Here is a 13,648-nt window from a genome sequence, read left to right on the forward strand (position 1 = left end):
CAGGTTTCGGGAGTTATTTTGAATTAATTCGCCGCACTGGGTTCAATATACCAGTTCAATTTTATCATATCGGCTCACGATCTCCCGGTACCGGCATGCCGGGCCGGGCCCGGTCCCGCCGCGCGTGCCCCGCGATCGAGAGCCCCGCGGCCTTCGCGGGGCCGCGGGACGCTCCGCCGCGCCGCGCGATCGTGCGGACCGCGAGCAGGAAGAGGGCGGCGAGGGCCAGCATCGCGCCGTCGAAGGCGAGGAAGACCGGCTCGACCGGCGCGTCGCCGCCGAGCCGGCGCGCGACGAGGCGCCCGACATCGGCGGCCGCGACGGCGCCGTACAGCCCGGCCGCCGCCGTCAGCGTCTCCGGCCAGACCCGCCCGGCCGGGCGCAGGAGCGCCGCCGCGGCGACGAGCAGCCAGACGGCGAAGAAGGCCCCGACCTCCCACTCCGCCCGCGCGGGCAGCGCGGCCGGCAGGAGCCGGTTGGCCAGGAAATAGGCGGCGACGGCCGCGGGCAGGCCGGCGATCGTGGCGACGTTCAGGCCCTGGACGAGCCGCAGGCCGAAGCCCCCGGGCGCGTCCCCCTTGGGCAGGCGCGCCACGGCCCAGAGCAGCAGCCCGGTCGCCACCATGGCGCTGCCGGCCACGCCGCACAGGAAGAACAGCACCCGCAGGGCCGGGCCGGCGAAGTGCGCCTCGTGCAGGCCGACCATCGCGGTGAACGTCTTGGTCGCCGGCCGCAGGCCGCCCGCGCGCACCTCCAGGACCGCGCCCGTCACGCCGTCGAAGGCGATCTGCGGATGCTCGTGGGAGAGGCCGTGCGGCTCCTCGAACACCGCCACCACCGTGGCGTTGGCGTCCTTCGGGTTGACGATGGTGATCCGCTCCAGGGGCTCCGGCCGCATCGCCAGCGCGCGGACCACCAGCGGCCCGACCGGCGCCAGCGTGCCGGGCTGACCGGCGGGCGGGCGCGGCGCGGTGATCTGGCCGGATTCGGCGAAGTAGCGCTGGCTGCCGCCGCGATAGGCCGTGTTCAGGCCCCAGGGCACGTACATCAGCATGAGGGTGGCGAGCCCGGTATAGGTGATCATCAGGTGGAACGGCAGGGCGAGGACGCCCGTGACGTTGTGCGCGTCGAGCCAGCCCCGCTGGGCGGACTTGTCCCGGCGGAAGGTGAAGAAGTCGGCGAAGATGCGCCGGTGCGTGACGAGGCCCGAGATCAGCGCCACCAGCATGATCATCGCGCAGGCGCCGACGATCCAGCGGCCCCAGAGCGGCGGCAGGTTCAGCTCGAAGTGGAAGCGGTAGAGGAAGTCGCCGCCGCGCGTCGCCCGCACCGCCGCCGGCGCGCCGCTGTCGGGATCTAGGAGGACGTGGCCGGGCGGCCGGCCCGGGCCGGTCCGCCAGAACAGCTCCAGCACCGGCCGGTCCGGCCGCGGCAGCGCGAGGAACCACGTCCGCGCGCCGCCCGCGTGGGCCTGCAGGTGGGCGACGCCGCGCTCGGCCGCCGCCGCGAGCTCCGCCGCCCCGAAGGTCCGGTCGGTGCGGAGCTCGGGCCGCATCCACTGCGAGATCTCCGGCCGGTAGTAGCTCGCCGTGCCCGTCACGAAGACGGCGAACAGCACCCAGCCGACGACGAGGCCCGACCAGGCGTGGAGCCACGCCATCGACTGCCGGAAGGTCTTGCGCACGGCGACCGCCTCACCAGCGGTAGCGCAGGGTCGCGTAGACCGTGCGCGGCAGGCCGTAATAGCAGCCCGAGTAGGTGAAGCAGCCGGTCACGTAGCGCTCGTCGAGCAGGTTCTGCACGTTGATCTGCGCCGTGAGCCCCGTCAGCCGCGGGTCGAGGTGCTTCATGTCGTAGGAGGCGACGGCGTCGACCAGCACGCTCTCGGGCACCTGGAAGGTGTTGGCCGGATCGCCCCAGGACGGGCCGAGGTAGCGCACGCCGCCGCCGAGGCCGAGGCCGATGAGCGGGCCGCTGGTGAAGCGGTAGTCGACGAACAGCGAGGCCGTCGTGTCCGGCACCTGCACCGGCCGCAGGCCCTGGAGCGGCACCTGCCGGCGGGTCAGGTCGTTCGTGGTGAAGCCGGTGTCGCGGACGTTGCGGATGTCGAGGAGCGAGAAGCCGCCGATCAGGCTGAGGCCCTCGGCGAGGGTGGCCCGCGCCTCGAACTCGACGCCCTGCACGCCGACCTCGCCGGTCTGCACGACGAAGCCGGGATTGACCGGGTCGGTGGTGGTGGCGTTCGAGCGGCGGATGTCGAAGAACGCGGTGGTCAGCAGGATGTCGGTGCCGGGGGGCTGGTACTTGATGCCGGCCTCGTACTGGTCGCTGGCGATCGGGACGGGGATGCGCCCGGCCGAGCCGAACGCCGTGTCGAAGATCCGCCCGTTGACGATCGGCTCGAACGCCTCGCTGTAGGAGACGTACGGGGCGACGCCGCTGTCGAACAGGTAGAGCAGGCTGGCGCGGCCGGTGAAAGCCTCGGCCGGCACGTCCTGGATGGTCAGCCCGTTCGGCGCGAAGGTGCGGGTCGGGCCGGTCTGCCGGGCGGTGTCGTAGCGGCCGCCGAGCGTCAGGATGAAGCGGTCGAACTTCGCCTGATCCTGGAAGTACACGCCGGTCTGCTGCGCGTCGATCCGCGAGGTCGACGTGAAGGCGGGGAACCGGATCGGCAGGTCGTGGTCGGGGGCGAGGGCGTTCAGGCCCGTCGTCGCCGGGAACGGGCCGGTGACCGACCGCGTGCTGAAGGTCCGGTGGTCGACGCCGAGCAGCGCCGTGTGGGCGATCGGGCCGGTGTCGAAATCGGCGATGAAGTTGTTGTCCATCGTGTAGGCTTCGATGTCGACCTGGGTGCCGCCGACCGAGCGGCCGATGGTCGGGCCGCTCGTGTACGGGCCGTTGACGTCGCCGAAGGTCGTGAACACGCTCCGGTAGTCGCCGTTCGAGCGCAGGTAGCGGCCGGCCGAGTGGAAGCGCAGGTTCTCGGTGATCCGGTGGTCGAACAGGTACTCGATGGAGGCCTGGGTGCGGTCGGAGCGCTCGATGTTGCGGTCGCCGTCGTAGAAGTTCACCGGCAGCCGGCCGAAGACGCCGTTGCCGAAGTTGCGCGGGAACACCGTGCCGACGGCCGGGAAGCCGCCGTAGAAGCCCGAGAACGGGTCGCGCTGGTAGTTGGCGATGATGGTGAGCGAGGTGTCGGCGGAGGGCCGCCACGTGAGGCTCGGATTGATGAAGGCGCGCTCGACCTTGGTGGTCACGGCCGGCCCGTCGCCGTTCCAGCCGAGGCCGATGACCCGGTAGGCGAACTGGTCGGCGAGGCCGGGGATGTCGGATTGGATCGGCCCGCCGACGTCGAAGCCGCCGCGGACCTCGCTGAAGCCGCCGCCCTGGACGAAGATCTCGCCGTGGCGGACGAATTGCGGGACCTTCGAGACGAGGTTGACGAGGCCGCCCGGACCGGACTGCCCGTAGAGGACCGAGGCCGGCCCCTTGATGATGTCGACCCGCTCCAGGCGGTAGGGATCGACGCTGGGGAAGGCGTCGCGGTTCGTGGGCAGCGCCATGTTGTCGAGGAAGATCGGCGCGGTGAAGCCGCGGATGTAGAACTGCTCCAGGCGCGTCGAGCCGGCGCCGCCCCGCTGCTCGGTGGTGACGCTCGGCGTGAAGCGCAGCGCCTGGTTGATGGTCAGGGCGTTCTGGTCCTCGATCTGCTGGCGCCCGATGACCGACACCGACTGCGCCGTCTCCAGGATCGGCGTGTCGGTCTTCGTGCCGACCGTGCTGCGGCTGGCGACGTAGCCGGGCACCGGCCCGGTCGCCCCGCCGCGCCCGTACAGATCGCTGTTCAGGCTGCGCCCGCGCGCCTCGCCCATCACGCTCAGTTCGGACAGTTCGATGTCCGTGGCGGGCGGGGGCGGGACGGGCGCGGGCTGGGCGATCGCGGCCGTTCCGAGGGCGAGCAGAGATGTCGACGATACAAACCCGATCCGGAGCAGCCTCTCCGCATGATCGTACGCGCGCGACGCGGTCAGCCCGCCAACAGATCTCGACATTACACCGACTCTAAACTACAAATACTGGGCGAATAGGCGCCGAGTCCCAGCTATCACGGATCCGTGAGCGGAATGTGCCCCCGAAGACACATATTCCAGAAACGTAGTTTGGTATTTATCTAATGAGAATATGCGGCCGGGCCGGCATTCCGGGCATCGGCCGACCGCGACCCGGTCCTCCGGCACGCCGCGGCCGCCGCAGGTTTGAGGGCACCGGCGGCCGGCGAGGCGGGGACAAATCGCGCGTTCACGGCGGTGACGGCCCTGCGTAAGATCGGCGGCGCCGCGATCAAGGCGGCCCGACGCGGATGTCACCCCGTCGGCCCTCACGCCGTTCGCCGATGACCGAGCCGATCTCCGCCGCGGCCCATGCCCGCACGATCCTGGCCGCGCACGAGCATCGCCGCCCGATCGCGCCGCTGACCGACTGGGATCCGACCCTCGACCTGCCGGCGGCCTACCGGGTCGCCGAGGCGGTCCGGGTCCTGCGCGGGGAGCGCGGCGAGCGGCCCGTCGGCTACAAGATCGGCTTCACCAACACGACCCTGTGGGAGCGCTACGGCGTCCGGGCGCCGATCTGGGGGCACGTCTACGACACGACCCTGCGCGACCGGGCCGCGCTGACTGGGCCGGTCCCGCTCGCCGCCTTCGTCGAGCCGCGGATCGAGCCTGAGATCGTGTTCGGGCTGGCGCGCGCGCCCGAGCCCGGCATGGATGCCGAGGCGCTGATCGCCTGCCTCGACTGGGCGGCGAGCGGCTTCGAGATCGTGCAGTCGCTCTACCCCGGCTGGCGCTTCGCGGCGCCCGACACGGTCGCGGCCTTCGGCCTGCACGGGCTGCTGGTGGTGGGCGAGCGGGTGCGGATCTCCCCGGACGCGCGATCGGCCTGGATCGGCGACCTCGCGGGCTTCACCGTCGACCTGCTCCGGGACGAGGCCGTCGCGGACCGGGGCGGCGGCCGCTGCGTGCTCGGGACGGGGCCGCTCGCCGCCCTGGCCCACCTCGTCGATGCGCTGGCTAACGATCCGGCGGCCGCGCCGCTCGCGGCCGGGACCGTCGTCACGACGGGCACGCTGACGGACGCGCTTCCGGTCGCCGCCGGTCAGCGCTGGCGCGCGCGGCTCGACGGGCTGCCGCTTCCCGGCATCGACCTTGCCCTGAGCTGAAAGGCCCGGCACGCGTTATCGTGCCGGGTTCGTGCAGTTTCCCGGCCGGCTCCGGGACTCGGGCATTGGTGATGGTTAGCCGACATGCCAAATGCTGGACCATGCCTGGACGCCTGCGGCGACGCCACACGACCTTCCTCGTCTCCGTCACCGCGGAGGGCGCGGCGCCCGGCGCCACGGTCTACGCGGTGATGAAGCCCAGCGCCGAGGAGGCGCTGGAGGCCGTCCGCGCCCTCGCCGCCCCGTCGGCCAGCCTCGCCATCGTAGGCAGCCTGTCCACCCGGATCGCCAAGGCCCTCAAGCTGAAGCCCGACGCGCCGCGGGTGGTCTGAGCCGCCCGGCGCCGGCCCGCGCGCGGCTCAGTCGACCGCGAGCCGGTAGCCGACGCCCCGCACGGTCTGCAGGAAGACCGGGTTGGCGGGGTCGACCTCGGTCTTGCGGCGCAGGCGGTTGATCTGCACGTCGACGGTCCGCTCCGCCGCGGCGCCCCCTGGCCCGGCGAGCTGCTCGCGCTCGACATTGGCGCCGCCCGCCGCCGCCAGGATCGTCAGGATCTCGCGCTCGCGCTCGGTGATGCGGATCAGCTCGTCGTCCCGGCGCAGCTCGCCCCGGTCGATCCGGAACGCGAACGGCCCGAAGGTGACCGCCTCGGCGGAGGCCGGGCGGGGCCGCGCGCTGCGCTTGATGATGTTGTTGAGCCGCAGCGTCAGCTCCCGCGGCTCGAACGGCTTCGGCAGGTAATCGTCCGCGCCGATCTCCAGCCCCATCACCCGGTCGTTCGGGTTGGAGCGCGCCGTGAGCATCAGGATCGGCACCCGGGAGGTCTCGCGCACGCTGCGCGCGTAGTCGAAGCCGTTCTCGCCGGGCATCATCACGTCGAGCACCATGGCGTCGAACACGACGCTCTGGGCCCGGGCCCGCGCCTCCGCGGCGCTCGCCGCCGCGGTGACCCGGAAGCCCTGGTCGGTGAGGTAGCGGGCGAGCAGCTCGCGCAGGCGGCGGTCGTCGTCGACCACGAGGACGTGGGGTGCCTCGTCGGGCAGGTCGGACCGGGCAGCGTGGCTCACGCGGGCTCCTCCGCGCCGAGGCGCCCCTCGGCCCCGCCCCCGCGCCGCGCCATCAGGCGCTGGACCGCCGGCCGGTCCTCCGGCTCGATCATCGCCATCAGGAAGTCCTCCGGGGAGCCCCGGGCATCCGGCGCCGCGAGCGCCCGGGCGAGGCGGCGGGCCTGGACCCGGGTGAGGTCGGCCGCGAGCCCGGCCCCGGCCTCGGTGCAGTAGAGGAGGCGCTGGCGGCGGTCGCTGGAACCGGGCTTCTGCGCGACGTAGCCCTGCCCGATCAGGTCCTTGAGCACCCGGTTCAGGCTCTGCTTGGTGATGCGCAGGATGTCGAGGAGCTCGGCGATCGTGAGGCCCGGGTAGCGGTCGACGAAGTGCAGCACCCGGTGGTGGGCGCGGCCGAAGCCGTAGGCGGCCAGGATCCGGTCCGGATCGCCGACGAAGTCCCGGTAGGCGAAGAACAGGAGCTCGATCAGGTCGTCGCTGCCGAGGGCGGCGCCCGGGACGGGTTTCGGCGCGAACATCTCCTCGCGCGGGGCTGTCCGTGTCACGGCGCGGCCGCTCCCAACGGGTGATAGGTCAGTCCCCATGACGTTTCTCAAGGCGGCCCGGGCCCGTCAACCCTGGCCGGGGCGGCCGGGGCGCCGACCGACGCGGATCCCCAAGCGCGATCCCGCGGGATTGCCGCCGGTCCGGCACCTCCGCTACGCAGGCCCCTCGGGCGACGGGAGCGGACGCGCATGGCCGAGGCAGCTGAACCGGGACCGGACCGCCTCTGGATCCGCGATCCGCGCGCCGTCCTGGCCGAGGGCGCCGGCGGCGGGATCGTCGTGGCGGGCACCCGGATCGTCGAGTGCGTGCCGGCGGGCGCGCGGCCCGCCGCGCCCGTCGACGCGGTCTTCGACGCGTCGCGCCACGTGGTCATCCCGGGGCTCATCAACACCCACCACCACGCCTTCCAGACGCTGACCCGCGCCCATCCGCTGGCGATCAACAAGCCGCTCTTCCCCTGGCTGAAGGCGCTCTACACCGTCTGGGGGCGGATCACCCCCGAGGCGTTCCGGCTCGCCACCCGGGTCGCCTTCACCGAACTGCTGCTCTCGGGTTGCACCACGGCGGGCGACCACCACTACCTGTTCCCGAAGGGCCTGGAAGCGTCGATGGACATCCAGGTCGCGGAGGCGCGGAGCCTCGGGGTCCGGGCCGCGATCACCCGCGGCTCCATGAGCCTGTCCGACCGCGAGGGCGGTCTGCCGCCCGAGAGCCTGACCCAGGACGACGACGCGATCCTCGCCGATTGCGAGCGGGTGCTGAACCTGTTCCACGACCCCGGCCCCGGCGCGATGGTGCAGGTCGCGCTCGCCCCCTGCTCGCCCTTCGCGGTGACCGGGCGCCTGATGCGCGAGAGCGCGGCGCTCGCGGCCCGGCACGGGTGCCGGCTGCACACCCATCTCGGCGAGACGCGGGACGAGGACGCCTACTGCCAGCAGATGTTCGGCTGCCGCCCGGTGGAGTACCTCGAAGAGGTCGGCTGGCTGAGCGACCGGGTCTGGCTCGCCCACGGCATCCACTTCGACGATGCCGAGGTCGCGCGGCTCGGCAGGGCCGGCGTGGGCGTCTGCCACTGCCCGACCTCGAACATGACCCTGGCCTCGGGCAGATGCCGCACCTGCGAGCTGGAGGCGGCGGGCGCGCCCGTGGGCCTCGGCGTCGACGGCTCGGCCTCGAACGACAGCTCGAACCTGATGGAGGGCGTGCGCCACGCCCTGCTGATCAACCGGCTCAGCTACGGGGCGGAGGCCGTGACGCACCTGGACGCCCTGCGCTGGGCGACCGAGGGCTCGGCCGCCTGCCTCGGCCGCTCCGACATCGGCCGGATCGCGCCGGGTCGCGAGGCCGACCTCGCGCTGTTCACCCTGGACGAGCTGCGCTTCTCCGGCGCCCACGACCCGCTGGCGGCCCTGGTCCTGTGCGGCGCCACCCGGGCCGACCGGGTGATGGTTGCGGGTCAGTGGCGGGTGATCGACGGGCAGCCGCTCGGGGTCGATCTCGGCGCGCTCCGCGAGGCCCATTCCCGGCTGGCGGTGGAGCTGTTCGGGACCGCGTAGCGCGCGGCCCCCGATCCGGCCCGCTCCGCTCGCGAAGACGAACGGCGGGGCCCGCCCGTGGGCGGGCCCCGCGCGCGATCCTCAGAACAGCCCGTCGATCTGGCCGTTGGCGTCCAGCCGGATCGTGTCGGCGGCCGGCACCCGGGGCAGGCCCGGCATGGTCATGATCTCCCCGCAGATCGCCACCACGAAGCCGGCGCCGGCCGAGAGGCGGACGTCGCGCACGCCGACGATGTGGCCCTCGGGGGCGCCCATCAGGGTCGGGTCGGTGGAGAACGAGTACTGGGTCTTGGCCATGCAGATCGGCAGGTGGCCGTAGCCGTCCTTCTCGAAGGTGGCGAGCTTGCCGGCGGCCTTCGTCTCGATCTGGATGTCGGCGGCGCCGTACAGCTTGGTGGCGATCGCCCGGATCTTGTCGGTGAGGCGGCTCTCGGTCTCGTAGGCGTGGCGGATCGGCGCCGGCTCGGCCTGGCTGAGCTTCACCACCGCGCGGGCGAGCTCCTCGGCCCCGGCGCCGCCCTCGGCCCAGTGGCGGCAGGTGATCGCCTCGACGTCGAGCCGCTCGCGGCACAGTTCCTTGAGCTTGGCGTGCTCGGCCTCGGTGTCGGCGTGGAAGTGGTTGACGCCGACCACCACCGGCAGGCCGAAGCCGCGCAGGTTGGTGACGTGCCGGGCGAGGTTGGCGAAGCCCTTCTCCAGGGCGTCGATGTTCTCGGCCCCGAGGTTCTTCTTGTCGACGCCGCCGTGCATCTTGAGGGCGCGGATCGTCGCCACCACCACCACGGCCGACGGGGTCAGCCCCGCCTGCCGGCACTTGATGTCCAGGAACTTCTCGGCGCCGAGATCGGCGCCGAAGCCGGCCTCCGTCACGGTGTAGTCGGCGAGCCGCAGGCCGGCCCGCGTGGCGATCACCGAGTTGCATCCGTGGGCGATGTTGGCGAAGGGGCCGCCGTGGATCAGCGCCGGGTTGCCCTCGAGCGTCTGCACGAGGTTCGGCTGCAGGGCGTCCTTGAGCAGCACCGTCATGGCGCCGGTCGCCTTCACGTCCTTGAGGGTGACGAGCTTGCGGTCGCGGGTCTCGGCGATGACGATCCGGCCGAGGCGCTCCTCCAGGTCGGCGAGGTCCTTGGCGAGGCAGAACACCGCCATCACCTCGGAGGCCACCGTGATGTCGAACCCGTCCTCGCGGGGGAAGCCGTTGGCGACGCCGCCCAGCGACTGGGTGATCGCGCGCAGCGCGCGGTCGTTCATGTCGACGACCCGGCGCCAGTGGATGCGGCGGACGTCGATGTTGAGCTCGTTCGCCCAGTAGACGTGGTTGTCGATCAGCGCGGCCGCGAGGCTGTGGGCCGACGTGATGGCGTGGAAGTCGCCGGTGAAGTGCAGGTTGATCTGCTCCATCGGCACGACCTGCGCCTTGCCGCCGCCGGCAGCGCCCCCTTTCATGCCGAAGCACGGCCCGAGCGAGGGCTCGCGCAGGCAGATCATGGTCTTCTCGCCGATGCGGTTCAGCGCGTCGCCGAGGCCCACCGTGGTGGTGGTCTTGCCCTCGCCGGCCGGGGTCGGGGAGATCGCCGTCACCAGCACGAGCTTGCCGGGCTTCCGGCTCTCCAGCCCGGCGATGTAGCCGTGGTCGATCTTGGCGATGTGCTTGCCGTAATTGTGGAGCGCGTCATCCGGGATGCCGAGCTTCTCGGCGACCTGCGCGATCGGCTTCAGGGTCGCGGCGCGGGCAATCTCGATGTCTGACGGCATGGGCCTTCCTCCCTGGGTCGCGGGCACGCTGCCCGCCCGCCGGCTCTTGCCGTGCGAATCTCCTGCCGTGCGGGCTGCGGCATGGCCGCCCGCGAACGGCCACGCACTGTGCGTCAAAGCCCGCGAAAATGCGCGTCGATTTTTATGAGCTGGCGGACAAAATACTCTTGTCGATCGCGCTGTCCCCTGCTCAGGCGCCGGAGCGGGCCCGGATCGGCCGTCCGAGACCGGCGTCGAGCGGCGCCCGCCATCCGCGCCCGTCAGAACTTGACCAGCTCGACGCGCCGGTTCTGCGCCCGCCCCGCCGCGCTGTCGTTGGAGGCGACCGGGCTGGCGGCCCCGAAGCCCTCGGCCCTCAGCCGGTCCTTCGCGATGCCGGCGCCGACGAGCCTCGCCACGACCGCCTTGGCGCGGCCGTCGGACAGGGCTTGGTTGTGCGCGGCGGCCCCGGCCCCGTCCGTGTAGCCGTTGATGGCGAGCCGCAGGCCGGGATCCGTCCGCAGCAGGGCCGCCACCGCGTCGATCTGCGGGGCGGAGGCCGGCAGGATCTCGGTCCTGTCGGTGGCGAAGTTGACCTGGATCACCGCCTTCCCGGTCTTGTCGAGATCCTGCTTCAGCCGCTCGGCGGGCAGGAGGGCGGCGGTCTGGACGAACGGCTTCGTCTCGAGGATCGTCCAGGCCGCGCCGTTGCTGTCGGGCACGAAATGCACCCAGATCTGCCGGTCCGGGCGGCGGATCACCCAGGTCTGCACCGGCGCGCCGTAGACGTTGCCCAGGCCCTCGTACATCCCGACCCGGATGTCCTCCGGCAGCGTCTCGGTCACGGAGCCGGGGATCCGGCCGTCGGCGATCTTCCGGCCGCCGGCCTGGGTCAGCACGGCCTCGATGTTCTTCCTCAGCTCGTAGGAGGCGTAGGTCTTGCCCTCCCTGGGGCCGATCAGGGACAGGAAGACCCGGCCCTCGACGTCGTGCAGCGCCGTCCCGGTCCAGAACGGGAAATGCCCGAACGCGCGCGTCTCGGGCGGGTTCAGCGGCTGGTAGCCGTCGGGCAGCGCGAAGTAGGGGAAGCGGCCGAGCGGCGCGTCCGAGACGGGCACCGCATCGATCGCGAAGGCCGCCGGCGCGTCCTGCGCGCGCGCGGGTGCGGCCCCGATCCCGGACGCCGCGCAGGCGAGGGTCAGCAGGATCCGGACAGGCTTCAGCGCTCTCACGTCGCACTCCGGCACGTTGCGGAGGCGCGACGATAGCGGGGGCCAATCGGGAGGCAATTAGGTCTCACGACCTACGGCCCCGGGCGCCCGAAGCCGCGACGGGCCGGCGGACGATCGTCGGGACGGCGCGGCAGCCGCACCGCCCCGAGGCGGGATCGGGCGGGAGCCCTAGCCCCCCGACTTCTTGGCCTTGTCGGCCGAGCCCGGCGCCTCGTGCGGCTGGGGCGCGCCCTTCGGCAGCTCCGGGTTCTCGGCGTTGTGCGGGGCGGCGACCGGGGCCGGCACCGTCTCGGCGGTGGCGGTCGGCTTCTCGATGTCGGGCAGCCCGTCCTTCAGCTTCGCGTTGATCTGCGCGAGGTCGTCCGGCTCGGGGTTCAGGTCCTTGGCGTGCTGCCACTGGAACTTGCCCTCGAGGCGCCGGCCCGAGCGCCAGTAGGCGTCGCCGAGGTGGTCGTTGATGGTCGGATCGCCGGGCTTCAGCTCGACCGCCTTCTCCAGCTCGCGCACCGCGTCGTCCCAGCGGCCGAGGCGGTAATAGGCCCAGCCGAGGCTGTCGACGATCATGCCGTCCCGGGGGCTCGCGTCGGCGGCCTGCTGCAGCAGCTTGAACGCCTCGTCGATGTTGATGTTCTGGTCGACCCAGGAATAGCCGAGGTAGTTCATCACCTGCGCCTTGGCGGCGGGCTGGTTGGCGGGCACCAGCGACAGGGCCTTCTTCAGGTCGGCCTCGGCCTTCGGCCACTGCTTGGCGCGCTCGTAGGCGGTGCCGCGGAAATAGTAGGTCGTCCAGTAGTTGGATTGCGGCCGGTCGCCGATCAGGTCGATGGCGCGGGTGTAGGTGGCCGCCGCCTCCTCGTACTTCTTGCGGGCGCGCTGGACGTTGCCGAGCGCCGTGATGACGTCGATGTCGTCCGGGTGGGCTTTCATCGCCGCGTCGAGATGGGCGAGCGCCTCGTCGCCCTTGCCCATCTGCTCCAGGTTCAGGCCGATCTGGATGTCGGCGTTGAGCTTGAGCGGGGAGTTGGCCGGGATCTGCGCGTAGGCCTCGTTGGCGCGCTCGGGCTGCTTCATCCGGTCCAGCGTGTCGGCGAGCGTCAGCCGCGCGAGGGCGTGGTCGGGGGCGAGGTAGAGCGCCAGCCGCAGGTAGATCACCGCGGGCAGCTCGTCGCCCTGGGTCGAGCCGGCCGAGCCGAGCCCGTACAGCACCTCGGCGGCGCCCTCCTGGGCGGTGCCGATCAGCCGGGTGAGCGGCTTGCCCTCCTTCAGCTTCTCGAGGGCGTCGCGCACGAGCGGGTGGCGCGGCGAGAGCTGGTCGAAGTCGGAATAGGCCTGGATCGCCAGGTCGGTGCGGCCGAGGCTGGCCTCCATCCGGGCGTAGGCGTCGACGATGCGCAGGGTGTTGTGGTCGGCGTCGTAGGCGGCCTTGAGCCGGCGCTCGGCCTCGGCGTTGTCGCCGGTCACCGAGGCGATCAGGCCGGCGTGGTAGTCGCGGAAGGTGTTGTAGTAGCGCTCGCCCCGGAGCTTGTTGACCGTCTCCAGCGCCTTCTTGCCGTCGCCCGCGCCCGCGTAGGACCACGCGGTCAGCAGCGTCGCGGTCAGGTCGGTCGCAGCACCCCGGCCGCTCCGGGAGAAGTTCTGGCGGGCGGCGGCCCACTGGCCGGCCTTGATCTGGCGCACCCCGAGGGAGAGGTTGGCGAGGCCGTTGGTCGGATCGCGGGCGATCAGCTTCTCGGCGGTGCGGAACGCGTCCGGCAGGGCACCGTCGGCCAGCAGCGAGATGAAGGCGCGCTCGACGAGTTCCGCGTTGCGCGGGTCGGCCTTCACCGCCTCGCGGTAGAAGGTCGCCGCCGCCGCCGTGTCCCGCGACGCGCCCGCGATGTAGGCGGAGAGGAAGTTGCCCTCGAGCGAGTCCGCGGGCTCGTAGTCGAGCACCGGGGTCGATTCCTTCGGCTGCGCCGCGAGCACGGTCTGCGGAAGCCCGGCGGCGAGCAGCAGGGCGAGCGCCGAAACGCTCCGGCGGGCGCGTGTCATCATCATGAACCGATCGCGGCTCCTGGGCGCCGGCTCACGAGAGGGCCGGGCGCGAGAATGGCGGGGCATCCCCGAAAAAACGTTGGGGACACTGAACCCATCCCGCCAGCCCCGCAAGGCGAAAGGATGGCGCGCCTCCCGATCGGGAAGCGCCGGGGCTCGGTGACCCGTCCCCGCCCCGGGTCACGCCTCCGTCATCGCGGGCGAAGCGAAGCGACCCAGAGATGCGCGACCGCGGCAAGCGGGGCGCCGCCGGATCGCTCCGCG

10 protein-coding genes are annotated in these 13,648 nt (G+C 72.2%); 3 read left to right on the plus strand and 7 right to left on the minus strand.

Annotated features, from left to right (window positions below):
- Positions 1-64: 64 nt before the first annotated feature.
- Complete coding sequence (locus BKE41_RS21435) at positions 65-1,684, minus strand: PepSY-associated TM helix domain-containing protein (protein ID WP_071000079.1); 1,620 nt, start codon at positions 1,682-1,684, stop codon at positions 65-67.
- Positions 1,685-1,694: 10 nt separating this feature from the next.
- Positions 1,695-4,052: a TonB-dependent siderophore receptor gene (locus tag BKE41_RS21440; protein WP_071000080.1), complete on the minus strand. Its 2,358-nt coding sequence runs from the start codon at positions 4,050-4,052 to the stop codon at positions 1,695-1,697.
- A gap of 341 nt (positions 4,053-4,393) precedes the next feature.
- Here BKE41_RS21440 and BKE41_RS21445 point away from each other — a divergent pair, with 341 nt between their 5' ends.
- Both BKE41_RS21445 and BKE41_RS21450 read left to right on the plus strand, forming a co-directional pair.
- Complete coding sequence (locus BKE41_RS21445) at positions 4,394-5,218, plus strand: hydratase (protein WP_071000081.1); 825 nt, start codon at positions 4,394-4,396, stop codon at positions 5,216-5,218.
- 101 nt (positions 5,219-5,319) lie between these two features.
- Complete coding sequence (locus BKE41_RS21450) at positions 5,320-5,550, plus strand: hypothetical protein (protein ID WP_012320994.1); 231 nt, start codon at positions 5,320-5,322, stop codon at positions 5,548-5,550.
- Positions 5,551-5,577: 27 nt separating this feature from the next.
- Here BKE41_RS21450 and BKE41_RS21455 read toward each other — a convergent pair whose 3' ends face one another.
- The gene (locus tag BKE41_RS21455; RefSeq protein ID WP_012320995.1) at positions 5,578-6,285 is read right to left on the minus strand and encodes a response regulator; all 708 of its coding nucleotides are present in this window, start codon (positions 6,283-6,285) and stop codon (positions 5,578-5,580) included.
- Complete coding sequence (locus BKE41_RS21460) at positions 6,282-6,800, minus strand: MarR family transcriptional regulator (protein ID WP_043074459.1); 519 nt, start codon at positions 6,798-6,800, stop codon at positions 6,282-6,284. Before BKE41_RS21460 ends, BKE41_RS21455 begins: the two co-directional genes overlap by 4 nt.
- A 216-nt stretch (positions 6,801-7,016) precedes the next feature.
- Between BKE41_RS21460 and BKE41_RS21465 the strand changes: the two genes are divergently transcribed.
- On the plus strand, positions 7,017-8,384 hold the full coding sequence (locus tag BKE41_RS21465) for an 8-oxoguanine deaminase (RefSeq protein ID WP_012320997.1): 1,368 nt from the start codon (positions 7,017-7,019) through the stop codon (positions 8,382-8,384).
- 81 nt (positions 8,385-8,465) lie between these two features.
- Here BKE41_RS21465 and BKE41_RS21470 read toward each other — a convergent pair whose 3' ends face one another.
- From BKE41_RS21470 to BKE41_RS21480, 3 genes are all read right to left on the minus strand, one after another.
- Positions 8,466-10,139, minus strand: coding sequence for a formate--tetrahydrofolate ligase (locus tag BKE41_RS21470; RefSeq protein WP_012320998.1), 1,674 nt, complete (start codon positions 10,137-10,139; stop codon positions 8,466-8,468).
- A gap of 260 nt (positions 10,140-10,399) precedes the next feature.
- On the minus strand, positions 10,400-11,350 hold the full coding sequence (locus tag BKE41_RS21475) for an OmpA family protein (RefSeq protein ID WP_058606416.1): 951 nt from the start codon (positions 11,348-11,350) through the stop codon (positions 10,400-10,402).
- A gap of 168 nt (positions 11,351-11,518) precedes the next feature.
- Entirely contained in the window at positions 11,519-13,387 is a 1,869-nt protein-coding gene (locus BKE41_RS21480) for a tetratricopeptide repeat protein (protein WP_012321000.1), read from the minus strand.
- Between the last annotated feature and the right edge of the window lie 261 nt (positions 13,388-13,648).

The sequence above is a fragment of the Methylobacterium sp. C1 genome (assembly GCF_001854385.1).
Classification (GTDB): Bacteria; Pseudomonadota; Alphaproteobacteria; order Rhizobiales; family Beijerinckiaceae; genus Methylobacterium; species Methylobacterium radiotolerans.

What these genes read in the sequence shown, in the direction of transcription:
- BKE41_RS21470 (WP_012320998.1), bottom strand. Translation starts at nt 10,139, where the DNA reads ATGCCGTCAGACATCGAGATTGCCCGCGCCGCGACCCTGAAGCCGATC.
- BKE41_RS21445 (WP_071000081.1), top strand. Translation starts at nt 4,394, where the DNA reads ATGACCGAGCCGATCTCCGCCGCGGCCCATGCCCGCACGATCCTGGCC.
- BKE41_RS21460 (WP_043074459.1), bottom strand. Translation starts at nt 6,800, where the DNA reads ATGTTCGCGCCGAAACCCGTCCCGGGCGCCGCCCTCGGCAGCGACGAC.
- BKE41_RS21465 (WP_012320997.1), top strand. Translation starts at nt 7,017, where the DNA reads ATGGCCGAGGCAGCTGAACCGGGACCGGACCGCCTCTGGATCCGCGAT.
- BKE41_RS21450 (WP_012320994.1), top strand. Translation starts at nt 5,320, where the DNA reads ATGCCTGGACGCCTGCGGCGACGCCACACGACCTTCCTCGTCTCCGTC.
- BKE41_RS21440 (WP_071000080.1), bottom strand. Translation starts at nt 4,052, where the DNA reads ATGTCGAGATCTGTTGGCGGGCTGACCGCGTCGCGCGCGTACGATCAT.
- BKE41_RS21480 (WP_012321000.1), bottom strand. Translation starts at nt 13,387, where the DNA reads ATGATGATGACACGCGCCCGCCGGAGCGTTTCGGCGCTCGCCCTGCTG.